General features: G+C 42.2%; 20 protein-coding genes. 5 read left to right on the forward strand and 15 right to left on the reverse strand.

Annotated features, from left to right (window positions below; all coding sequences use genetic code 11):
* Positions 1-61: 61 nt before the first annotated feature.
* The 11 genes from Q7P33_RS05350 to Q7P33_RS05400 form a co-directional block, all read right to left on the reverse strand.
* Entirely contained in the window at positions 62-892 is an 831-nt protein-coding gene (locus Q7P33_RS05350) for a transporter substrate-binding domain-containing protein (RefSeq protein WP_303868139.1), read from the reverse strand.
* Positions 893-1,009: 117 nt separating this feature from the next.
* Positions 1,010-2,176: a TraB/GumN family protein gene (locus Q7P33_RS05355; protein ID WP_303868142.1), complete on the reverse strand. Its 1,167-nt coding sequence runs from the start codon at positions 2,174-2,176 to the stop codon at positions 1,010-1,012.
* A gap of 98 nt (positions 2,177-2,274) precedes the next feature.
* Positions 2,275-3,261 carry a lipoate--protein ligase gene (locus Q7P33_RS05360; RefSeq protein ID WP_303868144.1) on the reverse strand — a complete coding sequence of 329 codons (987 nt, stop codon included), beginning with the start codon at positions 3,259-3,261 and terminating at the stop codon, positions 2,275-2,277.
* A gap of 14 nt (positions 3,262-3,275) precedes the next feature.
* A complete protein-coding gene (locus tag Q7P33_RS05365) occupies positions 3,276-4,286 on the reverse strand; it encodes a LacI family DNA-binding transcriptional regulator (protein WP_303868147.1) in 1,011 nt (336 codons plus the stop codon).
* A 187-nt stretch (positions 4,287-4,473) separates the two neighbouring features.
* Complete coding sequence (locus Q7P33_RS05370; RefSeq protein WP_303868149.1) at positions 4,474-5,730, reverse strand: pyridoxal phosphate-dependent aminotransferase; 1,257 nt, start codon at positions 5,728-5,730, stop codon at positions 4,474-4,476.
* A gap of 11 nt (positions 5,731-5,741) precedes the next feature.
* Entirely contained in the window at positions 5,742-6,305 is a 564-nt protein-coding gene (locus Q7P33_RS05375; protein WP_303868151.1) for a Fe-S-containing hydro-lyase, read from the reverse strand.
* A 1-nt stretch (position 6,306) separates the two neighbouring features.
* The gene (locus tag Q7P33_RS05380; RefSeq protein WP_303868153.1) at positions 6,307-7,149 is read right to left on the reverse strand and encodes a fumarate hydratase; all 843 of its coding nucleotides are present in this window, start codon (positions 7,147-7,149) and stop codon (positions 6,307-6,309) included.
* Between the two features lie 26 nt (positions 7,150-7,175).
* Complete coding sequence (locus Q7P33_RS05385) at positions 7,176-8,276, reverse strand: lysylphosphatidylglycerol synthase transmembrane domain-containing protein (protein WP_303868155.1); 1,101 nt, start codon at positions 8,274-8,276, stop codon at positions 7,176-7,178.
* A 102-nt stretch (positions 8,277-8,378) separates the two neighbouring features.
* Positions 8,379-8,843: a tRNA (uridine(34)/cytosine(34)/5-carboxymethylaminomethyluridine(34)-2'-O)-methyltransferase TrmL gene (gene trmL / locus Q7P33_RS05390; RefSeq protein WP_303868157.1), complete on the reverse strand. Its 465-nt coding sequence runs from the start codon at positions 8,841-8,843 to the stop codon at positions 8,379-8,381.
* Between the two features lie 155 nt (positions 8,844-8,998).
* Positions 8,999-10,294 carry a cell wall metabolism sensor histidine kinase WalK gene (locus Q7P33_RS05395; protein ID WP_303868159.1) on the reverse strand — a complete coding sequence of 432 codons (1,296 nt, stop codon included), beginning with the start codon at positions 10,292-10,294 and terminating at the stop codon, positions 8,999-9,001.
* 18 nt (positions 10,295-10,312) lie between these two features.
* Positions 10,313-10,981, reverse strand: coding sequence for a response regulator transcription factor (locus Q7P33_RS05400; RefSeq protein ID WP_026394376.1), 669 nt, complete (start codon positions 10,979-10,981; stop codon positions 10,313-10,315).
* 225 nt (positions 10,982-11,206) lie between these two features.
* Between Q7P33_RS05400 and Q7P33_RS05405 the strand changes: the two genes are divergently transcribed.
* Positions 11,207-11,884 (forward strand): response regulator transcription factor, encoded by a 678-nt coding sequence (locus Q7P33_RS05405; RefSeq protein ID WP_303868165.1) that lies wholly within the window; start codon positions 11,207-11,209, stop codon positions 11,882-11,884.
* On the forward strand, positions 11,871-13,349 hold the full coding sequence (locus tag Q7P33_RS05410) for a cell wall metabolism sensor histidine kinase WalK (RefSeq protein WP_303868168.1): 1,479 nt from the start codon (positions 11,871-11,873) through the stop codon (positions 13,347-13,349). The genes Q7P33_RS05405 and Q7P33_RS05410 overlap by 14 nt, the downstream gene beginning before the upstream one ends.
* A 297-nt stretch (positions 13,350-13,646) precedes the next feature.
* Here the strand turns inward: Q7P33_RS05410 and Q7P33_RS05415 are convergent, their stop codons facing one another.
* The 4 genes from Q7P33_RS05415 to argC all read right to left on the reverse strand — a co-directional run bounded on the left by Q7P33_RS05415 (position 13,647) and on the right by argC (position 18,126).
* On the reverse strand, positions 13,647-14,819 hold the full coding sequence (locus tag Q7P33_RS05415; RefSeq protein WP_303868170.1) for an acetylornithine transaminase: 1,173 nt from the start codon (positions 14,817-14,819) through the stop codon (positions 13,647-13,649).
* 10 nt (positions 14,820-14,829) lie between these two features.
* A complete protein-coding gene (argB, locus tag Q7P33_RS05420; RefSeq protein WP_303868171.1) occupies positions 14,830-15,699 on the reverse strand; it encodes an acetylglutamate kinase in 870 nt (289 codons plus the stop codon).
* 17 nt (positions 15,700-15,716) lie between these two features.
* Complete coding sequence (gene argJ, locus Q7P33_RS05425; protein ID WP_303868174.1) at positions 15,717-16,940, reverse strand: bifunctional glutamate N-acetyltransferase/amino-acid acetyltransferase ArgJ; 1,224 nt, start codon at positions 16,938-16,940, stop codon at positions 15,717-15,719.
* 145 nt (positions 16,941-17,085) lie between these two features.
* Complete coding sequence (gene argC / locus Q7P33_RS05430) at positions 17,086-18,126, reverse strand: N-acetyl-gamma-glutamyl-phosphate reductase (RefSeq protein ID WP_303868177.1); 1,041 nt, start codon at positions 18,124-18,126, stop codon at positions 17,086-17,088.
* Between the two features lie 382 nt (positions 18,127-18,508).
* Here argC and Q7P33_RS05435 point away from each other — a divergent pair, with 382 nt between their 5' ends.
* From Q7P33_RS05435 to Q7P33_RS05445, 3 genes are all read left to right on the forward strand, one after another.
* Positions 18,509-19,726: an argininosuccinate synthase gene (locus tag Q7P33_RS05435; RefSeq protein WP_303868179.1), complete on the forward strand. Its 1,218-nt coding sequence runs from the start codon at positions 18,509-18,511 to the stop codon at positions 19,724-19,726.
* Between the two features lie 6 nt (positions 19,727-19,732).
* Positions 19,733-21,112 (forward strand): argininosuccinate lyase, encoded by a 1,380-nt coding sequence (gene argH / locus Q7P33_RS05440; protein WP_303868181.1) that lies wholly within the window; start codon positions 19,733-19,735, stop codon positions 21,110-21,112.
* Between the two features lie 151 nt (positions 21,113-21,263).
* Positions 21,264-21,926 (forward strand): TetR/AcrR family transcriptional regulator, encoded by a 663-nt coding sequence (locus tag Q7P33_RS05445; protein ID WP_303868182.1) that lies wholly within the window; start codon positions 21,264-21,266, stop codon positions 21,924-21,926.
* Positions 21,927-22,329 lie beyond the last annotated feature (403 nt).

The raw sequence follows: 22,329 nt of genomic DNA on the forward strand, positions 1-22,329 counted from the left end.
GGACTTGTCACAGCAACTGTACCAAGTCCTATTCCATTTATTTATTCAATTATTAATAACACTACTCGATGACTACCAGTTCAGTATCGATATCTTTTGTCATATCCTGACCAAACCACTTCATCGAAATTTCTGACATTTTGCCACTTTTCTGTAAAGCTTTAATGGCTTCGTTATACTTTTCGGTTGTCGCTGTGTCAGCGAGACGGGATGTAATTCCAATCGGTTCATTGGTAAGGACATCTGAACTGACAACATAGAGATCTGGATTCTGAGCTACATAGTACATTGCAACCCCGACATCGGTGATGACGTTGTCAATTTGTTTACCTTGCAGCGCTGCGAAAGCATCCAGCATTCCATCAAATTTTTTAATTTCAACATTGACGCCTTCTTCAACTTTTAATTTTTCAGCTGCGATATCAGCGGTAGTTTCAATCTGAGCTCCCAGGGTTTTTCCTTCAAGTTCTTTAAATGTTTTAACCGGAGTTGCATCTTTTCGTGAAACAATTACAATCCCGTTGGCAACATAAGGATCCGACATACTGAAACCTTGAAGACGTTCTGGTGTAATACTGGTGCTGGAAATGATGGCATCGTATTGTTTGGCATTTAAACCGTTGAAAATACCATCCCATGCTACTGTCTGGAATTCCGCTTTGACTCCCAATTCTTCAGCTAACGCATTTGCAAAGTCAATATCAAAACCGACCAGTTCGTTTTGATCATCTCTGAATTCCATTGGCAGATAGGTATCATCTACACCGATACTTAACACGCCATCAGCTAACGCATCTTCAGATGTTTTTGATCCTCCTGAAGAGCAACCTGTCAGCATTAATGCCGATAACAATAAAACAACCAGTGATAAACCTAATAATTTTCTTTTCATTGTTTCTCCTTTCTAAATTCCTAATGGTGTTAATTATATATTATTTTGTAAACATTAACAAGTTTTTTTACGCCCTCATGCATATTTAAACGTCCTGTGGGAAGCATTATTCACTTCTCAAGAAAAGGTATTAATAAAAATCCCAACTATGTTAAGCCCACCCAGCCAGGTGCCAATGCTGCTTCCCAGATTGGCAAAGACCACGACCATCAGTACCTTGGTCACCTTATTGCGCCAGAGGCCTTTGATACTGCCTAAGTCTTTAGGCAACGATTCAAAATCTTCCACCTTGGGCTTACGGAAGTGCGCTTCGGTCATGCCAGCAAACCATCCTGCTGCCAGCAAGGGATGAAGGGTCGTAATTGGTGCCGCTACAAAAGCTGTCAGTACCGAAAGAATATGGCCGCCCGCCAGTAACGTACCCAGGGCTGCCAGTAGACCGGTCCAAAGAATCCAGGTTTTGGCTTGTTCCCATCCTGAGCTGGGATTGACAATAAAGGTTACCACAATCAGGGCCAGCAGAATAATCGGAATCATCCAGCCGATCACCTTACCAACATTGGACTTTGGTGGAACCACCTCCAGCTCGGCAATATTCTGATCTTTAAAAATTTCTTCTTTGATCCCCGGCACATGAGCCGCGCCCAGCACGGCCACAACCTTATTGCCCGGAGCATTCTTGATTTTGTAGGCTAAATACTGGTCCCGCTCGTCAACCAGATATTTTTTGACACCTTTAAAGGCTGAACCCATTTCCGAAAGGGCAGCCGTCAGCATATCATCCGACTTCAGGTTTTCCAGATCTTCCTCAGTAATTTCTTCATCATCCACCACACTGAGAATAATCGAGAACAGCACCTTGACTTTTTCCCACAAACTGCATCCCCGCCAGATTCGGTTAAAGGTAATCTGGATGCTGCGATCAGCCAGCACCAGATTTGCTCCATACTCTTTTGCACAAATGATTCCTTCCATCATTTCCTGGCCGGATTCAATTCCGAATTGTTCAGCCAACTTACGCTGGTAGTTGGACAGCAGAATATTGACAAACATAAAACCCGCACGTTTGCTTTTGATAATCTGAACCAGATCCGTATTGGACCATTTGTCCTTTTGGTTGATGGCTTCATAGCGCTGTTGATCCAATTCGATACAGACGGAATCTGGCTGTTCGTTTTTTATGGTTTCCCGAACCTCATCAACACTGTTTTTTGAAACATGAGCCGTCCCAATCAAAATCAATTCTTTGCCATGATAATTTAGCCGTGTAATATTTGATTCCAATGAACTTCCTTTCTTCAGGCTCAATAGAAAAAACTGATCAACGCAGTATGATCTAACTCAATCACGCTGAACAGCTATTCCAATGCCTAATGCTGCATCTAATATAATATTAAGTCAATTAAAGTTTTTCCATCCAGTCCATTAATATAATCAGTCAACGTTACTTCTTTGAGGACCTCTGACAACGCTTCCTCGGTTGGTTTAACCCCAGTCAGCAGCGTTTCCAGTTCCTGAATGTCCCCATTGCCAAAATAATCACCATAAAAGTGAATCTCTTTTATTTCACCTTTTTCAACTTGAAGCAAAACTGTAATCAGACCAAAGTCACATTTTCTTTCTTTTCGCAAATTATACCGGGGCGATTTTCCATAATTCCAATCCCATGTTGCATATTTTTCTGTTTTCAACTGTTCAATCGCCTGGATTTCTTCTTCTAAAAGAGTGATCATTTCCAAATTGTCGTTTTCAAACATCGCTTTTAGCAAGGCTGCTTTAAAATCTTCCAGGGTATAGTCTTCATCCAGGTAATCAACAATGTTGGTGACCCGACTTTTAACTGATTTAATCCCCTTAGATTCTATCTTATCCGTCTTTACTTTCAAAGCACTCTGAATGGTAGCCAAATTTGAATTGAACAGGATCGTACCATGGTGGAGAATCCGCCCCCGTTTAGCATACTGGGAGTTACCGGAAAATTTCTTTCCATCGATAGCAAGATCATTCCGGCTGTTGAATTCCGCATTGACCCCCAGCGTTTTAAGGGCTTCCACCAGTGGTCGGGTAAAGGTCTGAAAGTCAAACTGTTCCTGCCCCGTTTCATTAACAATAAAGGTGAAGTTGAGGTTTCCTAAATCATGGTAAACTGCCCCACCCCCGGAAAGACGACGAACAACCTTGATATCATTTTCTTTGATATATTCCTGATTAATTTCCTCAATGGTATTCTGGTGTTTTCCAACAATCACGGCATTATCATTCTGCCACAACAGAAAATAACTCTCGTCTTTGTCCATTTGATTAAATACATATTCTTCAAACGCCAGATTTTTTTGCGGGTCGGTTTCTTTCCAATCGATGTATTTCATAAAGACTCCGGCTATTATTTAATCTCAGCAACTGAACCACGGATATGAACCTCATGCGGTACATAAACATTTTTTACCGTTCGATCACCATCTTTTTCGCAAAGTTTGATTAGCATCCGCATGGCGATCGCTCCAATATCATACATCGGCTGAGCTACTGTGGTAATCTGCGGTCTGGTCCATTCGGCAATCCAGAAATTATTAAAGCCACAGATGCTGATGTCTTCAGGAATTTTTTTGCCCATTTCTTCAGCACAGCGAATCGCCCCCAGCGCTGTCTGGTCATTAAAACAGAAAACACAGGTGAAATCAATCCCAGAATTAATGGCTTCCTGCATCATCGTGTAACCACCGGAAAGACTCAGTTTTTCTCTTAAAATGCGACTGTCATCAAATTCGATGTTGTTTTCTTCAAAAGCTTTAATAAAACCCTTTTTTCGTTCCTGATAAATATAGCCTTCTTCCAATTCATCAAAAAACAGCATGAATTTTTTGTGACCCATTTTTATCAGCTCATTAGCCAACTCATAGGCGGCTGTTTCATTATTAATCAAAACCCCACTGAGTACCCCGCTGTCATCGGGAATACAACCTAAAACGACCTCGCTGGGAGCATCAATCAATTCAGACTGCATTTCATCACTAAGGTCTTTACCAACATAGATAATCCCATCGCACTGTTTTTCGACCAATACGTTGAGGGATTTTTTTTCTTTTTCAGGATCAAAGTCAGTATTACTCAAAATGATGTTATAATGATAGATACCACAAACATCTTCAGCGCCTCGAACAATTTCGGTATAATAGGGGTTTGTGATATCCGGTATCATAATCCCCATGGTATTTGTTTTCTGAATCTTCAGACTTCTGGCGATGGCATTCGGCTTATAGCCGGTTTTCTTAATGGCTTCTAACACCCGCTCTTTGGTTTCTTCGTTTACTAACGGAATATTATTAACAACTCGGGATACTGTTGCAACAGAAACGTTTGCTTCTCTGGCAACATCAACGATTTTTACTCTCATCTCTTTTCCTTTCAAATTTACAACAACTAGGTGATTGCAAAACTGCTACTAATTCTGAGTCCAGTTTCGCACGATGTAATTTCTTCCCTGTTTACCTACACGTTTAGAAATAGTTTGTACTAACTGCACCCAAAGCAACTATTCGTTCGATACTCATTTACCATCACCCATTCAATAATGCCAATTGTTAACGACCTTCCACCTCTTTGATGGCGTCCAAAATCAGCTGAGGTGAGCGACGACATTTCTCTTCCGATACGGCACAGGGAGCGAAACGAAGACCTTTTCCCAATGCCACAACAAAGGTATTTTTTTCCATTAAACGACTGCTAACTTCCTGAGATTTGTCACAGGGAATACTGATAAAGAAACCATCACAATAGGTCACCATTTCCAGATCGATTTTTTTTGCTTCCTCCACAAAAGCAGCGGCCCGACGTCTTAAAATGCTTTTATAGAAGCTTTGCTCAGCCATTGCCTGATTATATAATTCGTCATCGCCAAAAATCTTGGTGATGGTTTCCATCGCACCCCGGGTACCGTTTGACCAGTTACCGCGGTTGGAATAGGTGCAGGCATTGGCAAATTCATCGGCAATTTCTTCAGTGGGTGCCACACAGAGAATGGCTCCATTTCGTAATCCATACATGGTATATCCCTTAGAACAACTGAAAGCATAAAGGGTCAAAACATTATGCGGCATCCCGGTCAGCATTTTCATAAACTGACGGGCCTCATCCCCTTCTCCGGCAAAATCAATGTAAGCCAGATCCACCAGCAGAATGATCTTTGACGCCGGTTGAGCGGCGGCAGTTTCGGTGACAAAGGTCTTGATCGCTTGCCATTCCTCCAGAGAAATGGTATAGCCGGTGGGATTATGGGCTGGTGTGTTAAGAACCGTTAAAACCCGCTGCTGTTTTTCCAGTAGCTCCAGAATGCTTTTTTTCCAGCCTTCTAAATTGAATCCACCCGCTTCATTATAAAGTGGGAAGGTTGTGACTTTGCGGTGATTTTCATCGGCAATGGTCGCATAAGCGGCCCAATACCAGTCAGTCAGTAAGATCGTATCGCCCAGTTGGGTATAATTACAGAACGAATGACGTACTGCCCCGGTTCCTCCTGGGGTTGCCACCGCCCGAATATGTCCTTCTGGTTTACAGTCTTTAAAACAAGCTTCCGTGATCTTTTCTAAAAAATCAGGCTGCCCGGCTAACCCGGAATAATCGGCTATCAGATGATTCGGCAGGCCTTTTAAGGTGTCATACACTGACTTGAATGTTACCAATTCGCCATCATCGTCCATTAACGCTCCGATGGTTGAATTAATCACGGCTTCCGGTCCCAATTCTTTCGTACGGTTTGCCGCTTCTCCGGCAATTCTGAAGATCGGGTCGGTGCCACCCGCTCTTAACGATGTTTCAATAACCATTTGTGCTTTTTTCATGTTTCCTCCCACTAAATCCATAGCTTATTTGTGAATTTTTTTCTTTCTGTTTCGTATAAATTGGTACCTTTGGTATCGATCACGACAATTGCCGGAAAATCCTTGACTTCAATTCTTCGAATTGCTTCCGTTCCCAGATCCTCATAAGCAATGATTTCAACCGATTTAATACAGTCCTGCAATAAGGCCCCAGCCCCGCCGACACAGGCAAAATAAACCGCATCATTACTCACCATGCTGTTGATGACCCGTTCACTTCGATTGCCTTTGCCAATCATACCGGCCAGTCCGCGATCCAGCAGTTCCGGGGTATACGTATCCATCCGGCCACTGGTGGTGGGTCCGGCTGAGCCAATTATTTCACCGGGTTTCGCCGGACAGGGTCCGACATAATATATAATTTCATCAGTAAAATCCATCGGTAAGGGCAAGCCCTTTTCCAGCGCTTCAATCATCCGCTTGTGAGCTGCATCCCGGGCTGTATAAATGATCCCAGAAATCCGCACATGATCGCCAGCTTTTAATTTTTTTCGGTCTTTTTTAGTTAAAGGTGTTTTAATCTCAATAACAGCCATTTTATAATTCCCTTTCCACATGTCGATTAACATAACAGGTGATATTAACCGCCACCGGCAGACCAGCGATATGGGTCGGAAATACTTCCACGTTAACACCCAGGACTGTGTTGATTCCCCCAAGTCCCATTGGTCCAATTCCCAATGCGTTGCTGGCCTCTAACAGATATTCTTCGAGCGCTTCGATATGTTCCAACGGATTGTGTTCCCCCAATGGCCGGCTCAAAGCCTCTTTGGCCATGATTGCCGCTTTTTCCATGGTACCGCCAATGCCCACCCCAACCACAATCGGTGCGCAGGCATTAGGACTGCCCGTCTCCACGGTCTGGAGCACAAATTCTTTAACCCCAGCCATCCCATCTGCCGGTTTAAGCATCTTCAGCGCACTGGTATTTTCGCTGCCAAAGCCCTTGGGTAAAATCTTTATTTTTAAGCCATCTCCGGGCACGACCTGATAATGGATCACCGCCGGTGTGTTATTGCCGGTATTGGCTCGGATAAAAGGGTCACCAACTACGGATTTTCGCAGATAGCCTTCTTCATAACCTTTGGCAACACCAGCCTGGAGGGCATCTTCAAGACTGCCACCTTCAATGATCAGATCCTGACCGAACGTGACAAACATCACCACCATGCCAGTATCCTGACAAATGGGGATATTTTTATTTTTTGCGACTTCAAAATTACTGAGCATGGTTTCTAGAATCTCTTTGCCATTTTCAGATTCTTCTGATTGCTTTGCCCGACGCAGTCCCTCCATCATATCATCTGATAAAAATGTATTGGCTTCAATACACATTTCAGCTACATGATCGATAATCTGCAAAACTCCAATTTTTTTCACTGAAATCTCCTTGTTGTTTAATTTTTCTATAGATTATCAACTTGATCTTCACATTCTTCTTCAATTTGCTTTGCCTTTTCTTTTCCCACTCTGATGGAATGAATTGAAAGATAGATTCCGCCAAATAGAATGATAAAATAAAAGGTGATCAGACGCCAGAGAATCATCGCTACTGCCGTATTGCCGGGTCCGTAAATGGGCCCAAACAGTAATAAAAACCCCGCTTCTGCCCCACCGGCGGCACCTGGTGTCGGCACAAAGGCCACCGCCACATAAAGAATCGCTTGCAGGGAAATAATCGTCAGTGCATTGGTTTCATTCAAACCCAATGATCGATACACCCAATAGTTGACTGAATAAAATACCAGGATCTGCATGATTGAGACAGCAAATAATTTTAAGGTCTGCAGTTTATGGCTTTTTAAAGCTTCAATGGCAATCTGGTATTCCTTAATAAAGTGATTGACTTTCTCAAAATATTTTTCGGCGTTTTTTAAGATGTGAAGCATCAGCAAAATACGCACACAACCGAGCATAATTGCTTTGGCGGCATTCGCATTAAAGGCCAAAATAAAGATCAGCACGACTCCGGCAATGTTTACGATTAAGCCAATGGCAATCAGCCATTTTGCGGCATCCAAACTCTGGTGCAGCGCTGTAATGCTAAAAATGGTGGCAATGATAGCCAGAAAGGTAACCGTTACCTGATACAGCGCATATTTTTGTACCAGCACCGCTGTTCCAGAACCGATTCCATAATTTTTTTTTGACATTTCATAGAGCTGCAGGGGTTGACCCCCGGTGGCACTCGGTGTGATCAGATTATAATACTGGCCAACCATGGTTACAGTCCAAGCAAAATGAAAACACTCATCGGGATTATCCCGTCGCATTAATTTCAGCAGCATATAAGCTTCCAAGACCCAATAGATGAAAACGCAACCAATCCCCAAAATGAGGCAATAAACATTGGCTTGTCTAATTGTTCTTAAAAAGGTTTCCGGATCAACTTGTGTTAAGATAACAATTGCTGTTGCACTGATTAGAAAAACAAAGAACAAATAGTTCGAGTATTTTTTCCAAAACTTTGTTTTCCAGAATTTTTCTTTTCTTCCTGTTTGATCCATTGTGTACCATCCTGATCTCGATTGAATTAATTATAACATACTGTTATGGTAAAGTAATGTAATTTTCAGCTATTTTCATGAAATTTTCATGAAAATAACATTCTAAATCAAACCTGCAAAATCATGCTGTCGCAGCGCCTCGTATAAAACAATATTGACTGCATTTGACAGGTTCAACGATCGGGCCTTTTCATGATTTCTCATCGGGATGCGAAAGCGGTTATCGTGATACGCTTCATGGATTTCGGCGGGAATCCCGGCGGTTTCTTTTCCAAACATCAGAAAAGCATTTTTATCATACTCAATTTGATGATAAAATTTAGTGGCTTTAGTGGTCAGAATATACAAATTGGCCTCGGGATTTTTTTGCAGAAATTGATCAAAGGAGTCGTAGACGTTCACATTGACAAGTTCCCAATAATCCAGGCCAGCCCGCTTCAAATGTTTTTCATCCAATGAAAAACCCAGGGGTTTGATCAGATGCAGATTCGTCTCTGTCAATGCACAGGTTCTGGCAATATTTCCGGTATTTTGAGGAATTTCTGGTTGATAAAGTAAAATATTCATGTTCTTCCTTTTCATTTTAAGTTATTGATACCTCTTATTATAATCGAAAAAAGCCCAATTTCTTTCTTTTTTTTAAGATCATCCCGAAAATTCGGGATGATCTTAATGCCAACAAAGAAATTGAACTTTTGTTACTGGTCATTTATATTTACTATCTATTGCAGGGTGTCCCCTTTAATCGCATTTTTCTTTGAATCCGGCTTTTGATTACTCTTGGGTAGAACAATTGAAAAGGTACTTCCTTTATTTGGGATGGAGTCAATTTTTATTTTGCCATTATGTTTTTTAACAATATAATCAGCAATATTCAAGCCCAACCCAACACCGCCGGTTTCACGGTTTCGGGCATCGTCGACCCGATAAAAACGACTGAAGACTTTAGCCTTCTCTTCGTCTGTAAGGCCGATTCCGGTATCCTTAACCTCGATCACCAGATGCCGCTTTCCCTGAACCAGACATAATTGAACCTTTCCGCCGACTGGTGTGTATTTAATGGCATTATCCACTAAAATCCGCACCGCCTGTTTGAGTCGTTCTTCATCGCCCCGGTATTGAATTCCGGGAGAAATATTCTCGCTGAGCTCAATTTCTTTTTCGTTGGCCAGTTCGGTCATCAGCTCAACCATTTGCTGACACATCGAGGAGATGTCGAATACTTCCTTATCGATGGCCAAGCGCTGATTTTCAGCCTGAGCCAACAGCAATAACTCAGAAATGAGTTTGGCCATGGTTTCCCCTTCGCTGGCAATGTTGTTGAGCCACTTCATGTTATCCTTGATCTGTTCATCCTCTTTGAGTTTTAACACCTCAACATTGGTTTGAATAACCGTAAGCGGGGTTCGCAGTTCATGAGACGCATTGGCAATAAATTTCTTCTGATCCTCAAAAGTATCTTTAATCGGCTGTAGCGATTTGCCAGCTAAAAAATAGCTGATCGGAATCAACACCGCGATCGATCCTAAGCCAATTAAAAACAAAAATGAAATGACATAGGCAATAATCGATCGTTCCGTTGAAATTTGCTGAAAGACCTGGAGCACATAGTCGTTGGAATTATTAGAATAAGGCAGGGTATAAACGCGATACTCGACATTGTCCGAAATTAGTAAATTAAACTGCGGAGTGTCCTTTTTTTCGATCGCCAGCTCATACCCCATCATAATCAGATTGCGGTCTTCGACCTTCATCGATTTTACAACATGACTGCTGTCCCACATGATAAATTGATAACCAAATTTGTCATGCACCGAATCCCCTGAATTGATCGGTTGAGCAATTGTTTGCCCATTGTTTGAAATGATTTCCTTGGCCACCGTAGTCAAATACATTTCTCCGGAAAGTGTAAGACTCCAGTTTACTAAAAAACCCAGCAGAAAGATAAACATAAACATGAAAATAACCAGTATCAGGGTATTGAACATGGTAATTTTTCGCTTAATTTCTTTAAACATGAGCCTTAACTCTCCAACCTATTTTTTCCCAAGCGTATATCCTACCCCTCGAATGGTATCAATTTTAACCTGTGTATCGACAATTTTTTTTCGCAGGTTATGAACATAAATTTCAATATTATTTTCATTGACTTCTTTGTCAAATCCCCACACCCGATCCAGGATTTGTTCCCGGGTAAATACCTGATTGGGTCGCTTTAACAACATTTCCAAAATCTTCGCTTCCTTAACTGACAGCTTGAATTCTTTGTTTTCTGTTTGCAGAATATTCTTTTTAGTATTAAAACTGACATCTTCAAAAACAATCGTCTCACCTTTAATCCCATGATCGGGACGACGGCCCAAAGCCCGAATCCGGGCAAACAGCTCTTTGGCAGAAAATGGTTTGATCAGATAATCATCAGCACCCAAGTCCAAACCTTTGACCTTGTCATCAATGGTTCCTTTGGCTGTCAGCATCAAAACTGGGGTGTTAATGCCCTGATCCCGGATCTGCTGCAAAATTTCAATGCCGCTTTTGATCGGCAGCATAATATCTAAAACAATGACATCATAAATAGGGTTCAGTGCAAATAATAGACCTTCCTCCCCATCGTTGGCAATGTCACAATCGATGTTTTGTATTTTACATAATTCCTGGAGTGCATCGGTTATTTTTTTTTCGTCTTCTACAAATAATATACGCATAAAGCGACTCCTTCCACCTTTTGAATTTTGATTATAAGCTAACAGATTAATTATAGAGCCAAAATCTTAAAGCTATATAAAACAAAGAATATGTGGTATTATTCTAGAATAATCGAAACCAAACGTGCCGACCCGGTATTGATCAATTGTCACCCGGTCTGACTCCCAAGTCATTGTTGGTACAACTTTTATCTTTCTATTTATCGATTGATTATGGAGGTTCCCATGAAAGAGATACTCATTATTGAAGATGATAAGAAAATATCCCGAATCATTGAACTACAGCTTAAGCATGCCGGTTTTGAAACGGTTAAGGCATTTACCGGCCGGGAAGGGATCGAAGCCTATCATCAACATCCCAACTTTGATCTGGTTTTGCTTGACATAATGCTACCGGAGGTCTCCGGTTATGATGTCCTTAAATATATCAAAAGCCAAAATCATCACCTGCCAATCATTTTATTGACCGCCAAGGACGATACCAGTGATGTGGTCGCTGGTTTTGACCTGGGCGCCGATGATTATGTAACAAAACCCTTTAATTTTGATGAGCTGTTGGCCCGAATCAAAGCCAATATCCGAAAAAACACTCCTGAATCCGCACCAAACAGCCATTTGATTTTTAAAGATGTTGAGATCGACCTGGATGCCTTCAACGTTAAGCGCCAATCCCAGGAAATCAGTTTATCCCGAACCGAATTTGATCTGTTTTATTATCTCGTTTTGAATCATGATCTGGTTCAGTCCCGGGAACAGATCCTTACCAAAGTCTGGGGCTTTGATTATGACGGCGGCGATAATATTGTCGATGTTTATATTAAATATCTGCGGGATAAAATCGACCGGGATTTTGATGAAAAACTGATCCAGACCGTTCGGGGGCGGGGCTATGTGGTTCGATAAGCTAAATATTCCCGGTCGTAAAAAGCCGCTAAAAATATATCATCGAATTGTATTCTTTTTTATTCTGGCTTTGACGGCTGTATTAACACTTTCATTTTTAATGGTCTTCTTTTTCTCCCAACAACTTATTTTAAACGAAAGTAAAGCGACAATGATCCGGTTTAACAATTACGTCATCAATACCTTGGACGAGAACATGTCCACCCTACTCAGCTTACCGACAGATCAGCGACTGGAATTCATCTCTGAAAAGCTTTATCCCTATGTCAAGGATAATTCTCTGATTGCCTATCAACTCAAGGATAACCAGGGCAATCTCTATCAATCATCCGAAATCCTGACAGATCTGCTGGTTGCTGAAAACCTCGATAAGTATAATTTTCATCTATTCGAGTTCAGCTTCAATGATGACAACGATCAAGCCATTACCGTAAACTCGTTGCGTTACAACCAGATCGAATACTATTATCTGGGATCCTACTATGTGCTGGAAGATGGCGATATTATCTATCTCCAGATTATCAAAAACCTCAATGACAGTTATGTATTTATGACCACCTTGTTTGTCCTGATGATTTCAATTAGTATCCTGGGCTTGATCGCAATTATCCTGATTGGAATTTATGGAACCAAGCAAACTCTCAAACCGCTGATTGAAATATCTGAAACTGCTAAAAATATCACCGAAAATAATTTAAATGTACGGATTGAAGAAACGGGCAACAAAGATGAACTGGATCAGCTGATCATATCTTTAAACCAGATGATCAAAAAACTGGAATCCGCTTTTAATAACCAGAAGCGCTTTGTTTCTGATGCCTCCCATGAACTGCGGATTCCCCTGACAGTGATTCAGGGTTATATTGATATTTTATCCGATTGGGGCAAAAATGATCCGCAACTCCGGGATGAATCCATTGAAGCGATTCAGGATGAAATTCAGGGGATGAATAAGATGGTGGAAGATTTACTATTGATAACACGAATTGAAAACAATTATTTTGATGAAGATTTTGTGCTCTTGGATGTTTCGGCACTACTTGAGAAGATTTTTTTCCAGTGTCAGATGATTGATCCGGATCATCACTATCTCATGGAATCCTGTGACCATGCCTTTGTCCGGGGTAATGAAGGCCTGTTGATTCAGGCGATTCGCGGTCTGCTGGACAATAGCCGCAAATACACTCCGGCTGGTGGAATCATCACCCTGAGCTGTCGAGTCCATAGTAAAACCACAAATGAAATCATCGTCAGTGATACGGGTTGTGGGATCCCCGCCGCCGAGCTTGACAAAATCAAGGAACGTTTTTACCGCATCAGCCGCGACCGTTCCCGGACTACTGGCGGTTCGGGCCTGGGATTATCGATCATTGAGAGCATTGTCAGTATTCATCGGGGTAAACTGATCATAAACAGCGAAATCAATCAGGGTACTACGGCAACTATCATATTAAAAAAACAATAAAATAACGGGGCGGCCACCCCCGTCGCGTTTGTCTATAAACGGCCATACCGACCAATTATTAATCGGTTGTTCGCTACGCCACGCGAAATCCGCTGCGCTTCTTTCGCATTGGTCGCAGGCAGTCGCTAGCTACAAGTAAGCATTTTCTTGACGACTGCCTGCGCGAAGAATCGGACAGGCAATACCGTATCCGCTCCGATGGGTGGGGTCTGACCCCCTGGTCACAACATGAAGTAACGATTGTCTGTATCCGATTATCGTTTTTGACAGTCTAAACGGGACGACTTGTCCCATTTTTTATAGACATTCAGAAAAAATCTGCACGGCCCGATCAATTTCTTCTTTTGTGACCACCAGCGGTGGTACAAAACGAATGGCATTGCTACCAGCGGTAATCAAAAGTAAGCCTTTTTCCATCGCTTTGGCAACGATAGCCCCCAAATCGGCATCAATCTGAACCCCCACAATCAATCCCATACCACGCACCTCTTTAATAGACGGATGCTCTTTTTTTAAGGCTTCCAGTTGGGCTTTAAGATAATCCCCTTTTTCCGTGACCGCTTCAAAAAATCCCGGTGCGGTCAGGGTTTCAATCACATATTTGGCGGTGGCCGTCACAAAAGGATTGCCACCCAAGGTGGATGCATGGGTTCCCGGGGTAAAGACTTCGGCCACATGGTCTTTGGCAATGATGCCACCAATGGGAACCCCGCCCCCTAAGCCTTTTGCCATCGTCACCACATCCGGTACAACACCATATTGCTGGTAAGCAAACAATTTCCCTGAACGACCAATCCCCGTTTGCACCTCGTCAAAAATCAGCACGATGTTTTGTTCATCACAGATCTTTCGAACCTCTTTTAAATAGTCCGGATCGGCGGGATAGATTCCCCCTTCGCCCTGAATCGGTTCTAAAATAATCCCACAGGTTTTGGGGCTGATCTGCGCCTTTAGTGCCTCGATATCATTATAAGACACATGATAAATCTCCGGCATCAAAGGCTCCAGATTTTGCTGGTATTTAGGTTGACCCGTGGCAGTGATGGCCGCATAGGTTCGGCCATGGAAGGATTGATTCATGGCAATGATTTCCACCGCTTCCTCATCTTTTTTAAGCTTACCATAAACCCGACACAGTTTTAAAGCCGCTTCACAGGCTTCTGCGCCGCTGTTACAATAGAAAACCTTATCCAGGCCACTGGCCTTGGTCAGCATTTCGGCCAGTTCAATGCCCGGTTCGGACCAGTAAAGATTGGAAATATGAACCAGTTTTTCCATCTGCGCCTGCATTGCTGCGAGCAGACCCGGATGGGAATGACCCAGGGCATCAACTGCGATCCCAGCCACAAAGTCCAGATACTCTTTGCCATTATTATCGGTTAAAATACAACCCTGACCCTTCTCAAAAACCAATGGAAAACGCTTATAGGTTTCCATGATCACATTGTTTCCTCGTGTTATTAAATCCATATTGTCCTCCTTATATAATAGAACGACGAATCATCGTCCCGACTCCAGCGGCTGTGAACAATTCCAGTAGCATTGAATGTTCCACCTTCCCGTCTAAAATATGCACAGAATTGACCCCCTGATTCAGGGCATCGACACTGTTTTCCACTTTGGGAATCATCCCGCCGGAGATAATCCCTTCTTCAATAAGCTTTGGCACATTTTCAGCAAACAACCGTCTGATAATCGAATCCGGATTGTCCGGATCCATATAGACCCCATCGGTATCCGTTAGATAAATCAGCTTTTCAGCTTTAACTGCTTTGGCAATGGCATACGCTACATGATCAGCATTGATGTTGTAGCTCTGGCCGGTTTTATCCGTGCCAATCGGCGCAATCACCGGCAGATAATCGTCCTTTAACAGGGTATTCAAGAGCCGGTTATCGACCCGGATAATGTCCCCAACAAAACCGATGTCCAGATTATTAACAAATTTCTTCTTTACCTTGATCATCCCGCCATCTTTTCCTGAAAGGCCGACAGCATTCATTTCACGGTTCTGAAGCAGCTGGACAATTTCCTTGTTGATTTTTCCGGATAAGACCATTTCGGCAATTTCGACCACCTTTTCATTGGTAATCCGCAACCCTTCGACAAATTCGGTCTCGATTTCCAAGTCACTCAGCATTCCGGAAATATCTTTGCCGCCGCCATGAACAATGATCAAACGGATGCCCACCAGACGCATCAGCGAAATATCATCCATCACCGACTGCTTTCTGGCCTCATCATACATAAAACTGCCACCATATTTAATGACCATGGTTTTCTTTTTAAACTGTTGGATATAGGGCAAAGCTTCGATCAGAATCTTGGCCTTTTCAATATATTTTTCCATTATTTACTCTTTTCTATTTAACTTCGGTAATCGCCATTGATTTTGACATAATCGTAGGACAAATCACATCCCCAGGACACAGCTTTTTCATCGCCTTCTTCCATTTCAACCACAATATAAATATCTGTTTCGGACAGCACTTTCTTCGCTTCATCTTCATCAAAGGCAATCGGGGCACCATCGTTTAACAGGGTAATCATCCCAGCCTGACTGGAAAAAACCAGGGAAACCTTCAAGGGATCAAATTCAGCCCCGGAATAGCCCAAGGCACAGAGCACCCGACCCCAATTGGCATCTTCCCCAAATAAGGCGGTTTTGACCAGACTGGATGTGATTACCGATTTAGCCAGCTTGCGGGCATCATCTTTGGTTTTTGTCCCACGAACTTCCACTTCCACAAACTTGGAAGCGCCTTCGCCATCGCGAATGATTTTTTTTGCCAGGGTTTTGTGCACGTAAATAAAAGCTTCTTTAAAGATTTCATAATCCGGAGTATTTTCCTGCAGAGGCTGATTACCCGCTAATCCATTGGCGATCACCGTAACCATATCATTGGTACTGGTGTCGCCATCCACAGAGATCATATTGTAAGTATCGACAGTGGTTTCTTTTAGCAACTGATCAAGCAGGGCTGGTTCAATATTTGCATCAGTCGTCACAAAGGACAGCATCGTCGCCATATTGGGATGAATCATCCCGGAGCCCTTGGCCATGCCGCCGATCTTTACGGACTTACCGCCGATTTCCACCTCGACGGCAATGGTCTTTTTTACTGTATCGGTGGTCAAAATCGTATTGGCAGCAATGTCGCCGTCTTCTTGGCTACTTCCTAATTTTGCTCCCAAGAGCTCAATCCCAGACAAGATTTTTTCCACCGGTAAAATCACCCCAATCACCCCAGTTGAAGCAATCAGCACATCCTCCGGTTGCACCCCTAAAACCGCTGCCGCTTTGTTGGCTGTAGCTGCTACAGCTTCCTCGCCTTTTTGTCCTGTGCAGGCATTGGCGTTGCCACTGTTGACCACCACTGCCTGCTTGTAGGGATTATTCATGACTTTTTTACACCAGAGAATCGGCGCAGCCTTTACAACATTGGTGGTTGTCATGATGCTGGTTGCCCCGGGTACCTCTGAAAAAATCATTGCCAGATCATTTTTTTCATTTTTTTTAATGCCGCAATTGATTCCCCCGGTTTTAAAACCCAGAGGTGTTGTCACTCCACCTGTCTTTATTAGTTTCATGTCTTTACTCCTTGTATTTTAATGAATCGTCTCTGATCCGTCAGGTTTTCACCAAACTGTTATACCGACCAACTGCTAATCTGTTGTCGGTACGGACTCTATATTCTTATATCACACCATTATTAACTGATTTGTCACTGCTTATTTAAATGGGGAAATCGGCAATAAAGTCGATACCGGTTTTTTCAGCCAGTCCAAAACAGATGTTCATATTTTGTACCGCCTGCCCGGCGGCTCCTTTAATCAGGTTATCAATAGCTCCTACGACAATGACGTGGTTGGTTCTGGGATCAATGGTCAACCCAATATCACAAAAATTAGTTCCTTTCACCCAGCGGGTTTCCGGCATCCGGTTTTCAAGAATTCTGACAAAATATTCATCGTGATAGAATTCACGGTAAATCGCTTTGAGCTCATCCAGATGCAGGTCAGCGATTAATTTAGCATAGGATAAGGCCAGAATGCCCCGATTCATTGGAACCAGATGGGGGGTGAACAGAATATTAAAATCCTGACCATTTAGTAGCCGCAATTCCTGCTCAATTTCTGGAGTATGTCGATGGGAACCGATTTTATAAGCCTTGATGGTTTCATTGCACTCGGAGTACATCAACTCGGTAACTGTTCCCCGGCCAGCTCCAGTTACCCCTGATTTGGCATCGACGATAATACTGCCCGTATCAATCAGATTATTTTTAATTAATGGTGCCAGGCTTAAAATGCTGCACGTTGTATAACAGCCAGGATTCGAAATGAGCTGAGCATTTTTTATCTCCTCTCGATGCAATTCACATAATCCATAAACCGCATCATTTAGTAATGAATGGTTAAAATGCTCGGTTTGGTACCAATCCTCATATACATCGATATCTTTAATCCGGAAATCAGCCCCCAGATCGATGACCTTTGTTTTTGTGAGCACCTCCGCCGTAACGGTTTTGGATGCAATTCCATGGGGTAAGGCCAAAAATACCACATCCGACTTCTCTGCCAATTCTTTGATGTCGGTTGCCTCACAAACGAGATCGGTAATACCTTGAAAGTTTCCATAGATATCACTGAATTTTTGTCCGGAAAAGCTTCTGGTTCCGATTGTCACCACTTCTACTTCAGGATGCCGCATTAAAATACGGATCAATTCCTGTCCGGCATAACCAGTTCCTCCGATAACAGATGCTTTAATCATTTTATTTTACTTCCTTTCTTAAATGTCTTTGTTTAAGAATAGTAAGAGTTTAGGCAAACCGGATTACACAATCCTACAAATAAAGTCGAGATGTGGTTTATCTACAATCTTAGTATTCTATTTTTATACTATCCAAGTAAACTCTTTAAATATTTATTTTACCAAACTATATGAAGTCTGTCTGTTAGTTTCTTAAATATATCATCTATTATTTTTGTATTATACTCGTTATTTTATGCATAATCAAGCGTTTTTATGTATATTTATAAATATATTCGAATTATTTTCTTTTTATACTTGCTTTTCATTTGAAATGATTGTATAATCATTCATGTAATTAAGTTGATCATACAAACGAGATAATTATCAGGAGGATATAAAATTGAAGAAAAAAGTAATTCTTGCCTATTCCGGGGGATTGGATACCACAACCATTATCCCATGGCTTAAAAATACCTATGACTATGATGTTATTGCTGTGTGTGTTGATGTGGGACAGGGTACTGAACTCGACGGTCTTGAGGAAAGAGCTCTGGCTTCTGGTGCCAGCAAACTATATATTGAAGACGTAACCGACGAATTCGTCGAAGATTATGTGTGGCCTGCTCTTCAGGCTGATGCCATTTATGAAAAAAAATATTTATTGGGCACCTCCCTGGCCCGTCCTTTGATTGCCAAGGTGCTGGTAAAATATGCTGAACTGGAAGGCGCTGAAGCCATCTGTCATGGTGCCACTGGCAAGGGAAATGACCAGGTTCGTTTTGAACTAACTATTGGTGCTTTAGCACCGCAGTTAAAAATCATTGCTCCCTGGCGAATTTGGGATATTAAATCCCGGGAAGATGCTATGGACTACTGTGTCATGCATGATATCAAGGTACCGATGTCGATCAGCAACAGCTATAGCCGGGATAAAAATATTCTGCATATGAGCCACGAAGGTCTGGAACTGGAAGATCCTTCCCTGGAACCACAATATAAAAAATTACTGCAAATGACCACCCCATTGGAAGAAGCGCCAGACGAAGCTGAAATTGTCAGTCTAGACTTTGAACAGGGGATTCCCGTCCGACTGAATGGTAGCGAAATGACTGGCCGAGAACTGCTTGAACAACTCAATATTATTGGTGGCCGTCACAGCATCGGTGTCGTTGATCTGATTGAAAACCGGGTGGTGGGGATGAAATCCCGGGGAATTTATGAAACTCCCGGCGGCTCAATCCTTTACAAAGCCCATGAAGAATTGGAGCACATGTGTCTTGATCGCCAAACCTTTGGTTTTAAACAACAGGCTGCGGTAAAATTTGCCGAACTGGCCTACAACGGCGAATGGTTCACACCCCTGCGGGAAGCCTTAACAGCCTTTGTGGATGAAACCCAAAAAACAGTTACCGGAAATGTTCGTTTAAAATTATATAAGGGTAATATTATTCTCATTGGTGTGACCTCGCCTTACTCACTCTACAATGCTGAAATTGCCAGCTTTACCACTGGTGATCTGTATGATCATAAGGACGCTGAAGGATTTATCCATTTATTTGGCTTACCGCTCAAGGTTCGTGCTTTAATGCGACTTAGCCGCGAAGAAAAAGGGGAATAGAATAAAATGAAAAAAATGTGGGGAGGTCGGTTTTCTAAAAAAACCGACCTTTTAACTGATGATTTCAACTCGTCGATTTCCTTTGATCAACGTCTGTACAAGCAGGACATCACTGGAAGTATTGCTCATGCCCGAATGCTTGGAAAACAGAATATTATTGATCCCAACGAAGCTGAACTGATCATCAAAACGTTAGAAACGATTCTTATCGATATCGAAGCCGGAAACGTTGAGTTTTCGGTATCAATGGAAGATATTCATATGAATGTCGAAGCCATTCTGACTGAACGGATTGGTGATGTCGGCAAAAAACTCCATACCGGCCGAAGCCGAAATGATCAGGTGGCGACCGACATGCGCCTCTATGTCAAGGAAATTGCTGATGACTGCAAGGCTCTGATTCGCAACCTGATTCTGATCCTGTTAGATCTTGCTGATGACCATACCAACACCATCATGCCCGGCTATACACATCTGCAACGGGCCCAACCCATTACTTTTGCCCATCATCTGATGGCTTATGTGGAAATGTTTAAGCGGGATATGATCCGAATGACCCAGGTCAAAGCGATGGCTGACACCTTACCGCTGGGTTCAGGTGCTTTGGCAACTACTACCTATCCACTGGATCGGGCCGCCGTTGCCGCAGAATTAGACTTTGCCTTTGTTTCGCTGAACAGTCTTGATGGGGTTTCCGACCGTGATTTCTGCCTTGATTTCCTTGAAGCGGCTTCCGTCTTAATGATGCACCTCAGCCGTTTTTCGGAAGAGATTATCCTCTGGTGCAGTAGCGAGTTTAATTTCATCACCCTCGATGATGCCTTCAGTACTGGCAGTAGCATCATGCCTCAGAAAAAAAATCCGGACATTGCCGAACTGGTGCGGGGAAAAACAGGCCGGGTATATGGCAACCTGATGGGCCTGCTGACCACCATGAAGGGGATTCCCCTCGCCTATAATAAAGACATGCAGGAGGATAAGGAACCGGTGTTCGATACCTATGATACCATTAAAATCTGCCTGATCACTTTTGCCAAAATGATCAAAACCCTGACCGTTAATAAGGAAACGATGAAAAAGGCAGCCGCCGGCGGATTTTCCAATGCCACCGATGCCGCTGATTGGCTGGTTAAACATGGGGTCGCCTTTCGTGATGCCCATGAAATCATTGGCAAACTAGTGTTTTTTGCGCTGGAGCAGCAAAAAAGTCTGGATGAACTGACCCTGGAAGAATACCAGCGTGTCTCACCCGTTTTTGATGAATCTATTTTTTCTGCCATCGATTTAAGTGTATGTGTCAATCAACGAAATATTATTGGCGGACCGGCCGAAGAACAGGTTCGAAAAGCCATCGCTTTTAACCATCAATGGTTAGCTCAAAACTAAATTCTGAACGAATTGAATTGATCACGCCAATTAAATCAAGAAAGTTTTTTTAGCTTCCTTTGTCTTGTTTTTCACAAAGAAATATGATATGCTTTAATTATATCTTACGCATTTTTGCACATTACTAAAATATAGAATTAGAGAGTATAAAATGGGAAAATACAAGGTTGGTAAAGAAACCAAGGAAAAGATTTATGAGGCATCTAAAGCCTTGTTTTATGAATATGGCTATACCAGCACCACCTGTCTGAAGATTGCCAAGGAATCTGGGGCGAATGTTGGTCTGATCAATTATTATTATGGCTCAAAAGGCGGCCTTGGAATTGAATTATATAATGAACTCATGTCGACTATCAAAGCAAAGGTTACCGAAAATCTTTACAAATTAGGGATCGAAACAACCCTTTTACTTCAAACAGCCATCGAATGGCGGGTATTGAACAACAATATGCGATTCAATAAAAATTTCAGTCGATTTTACTACGATTTGTTGGGAGAAAATGTTCTCTACAAGGAACAAAGTGTGGTCACCGATTTTTACCGCAATCTGGCTGAAAGCTGCGACCTTCACTACAGCGACTTTGAAATTGCCTTTATTTCGTTTGCCAGCGCCGGCGCTACACAAGGTATTAATCTTGCTTATGATGCCGGGCTTATTGATTGTTCTTCTCAAGATTTCATTAACTCCAGTATTCATCTGTTGCTGAACAATATGGGTCTTGATCCCACTCTCATTAAACAGGTGATTAACGAGTCCTACGAAATCGAAAAAATGTTCACCGTACGAATCGAAAAGAATTTTAACATTATCTGATCGCATCCTTTATTCTGGCTTTTCCTGTCTCCTTACAGCGTCATGCTTAACATGGCGCTGTTTTTTTATGCTCTTTCTTTATATATTTTTAATTACAATTAACTTTTCGACTAAATAGATCTAACAACCCATCTCACTATTTCGCAAATCACTGTAAAATTTTAACAATTTATTGTTTAAACGTTTATTAATGTACTTATTTCCGTATATTTTCGTAATCTATTGCTTTTCTCACAAATAATGCTGGACAAACCCGATTTTGCATGCTATTATCATCATACACTTAAACGTAACTAATATTGTATTTGTATAACTTATTGATCACTGAATCAGCATCCAGCTGTATCAAACGATTATATGGTTCAGTGATTGAAAATAGTGCTTTTGGGGGGTGAATTGCACA

This window comes from Acetobacterium wieringae, assembly GCF_026646375.1.
GTDB classification, from domain to species: Bacteria; Bacillota; Clostridia; order Eubacteriales; family Eubacteriaceae; genus Acetobacterium; species Acetobacterium wieringae_A.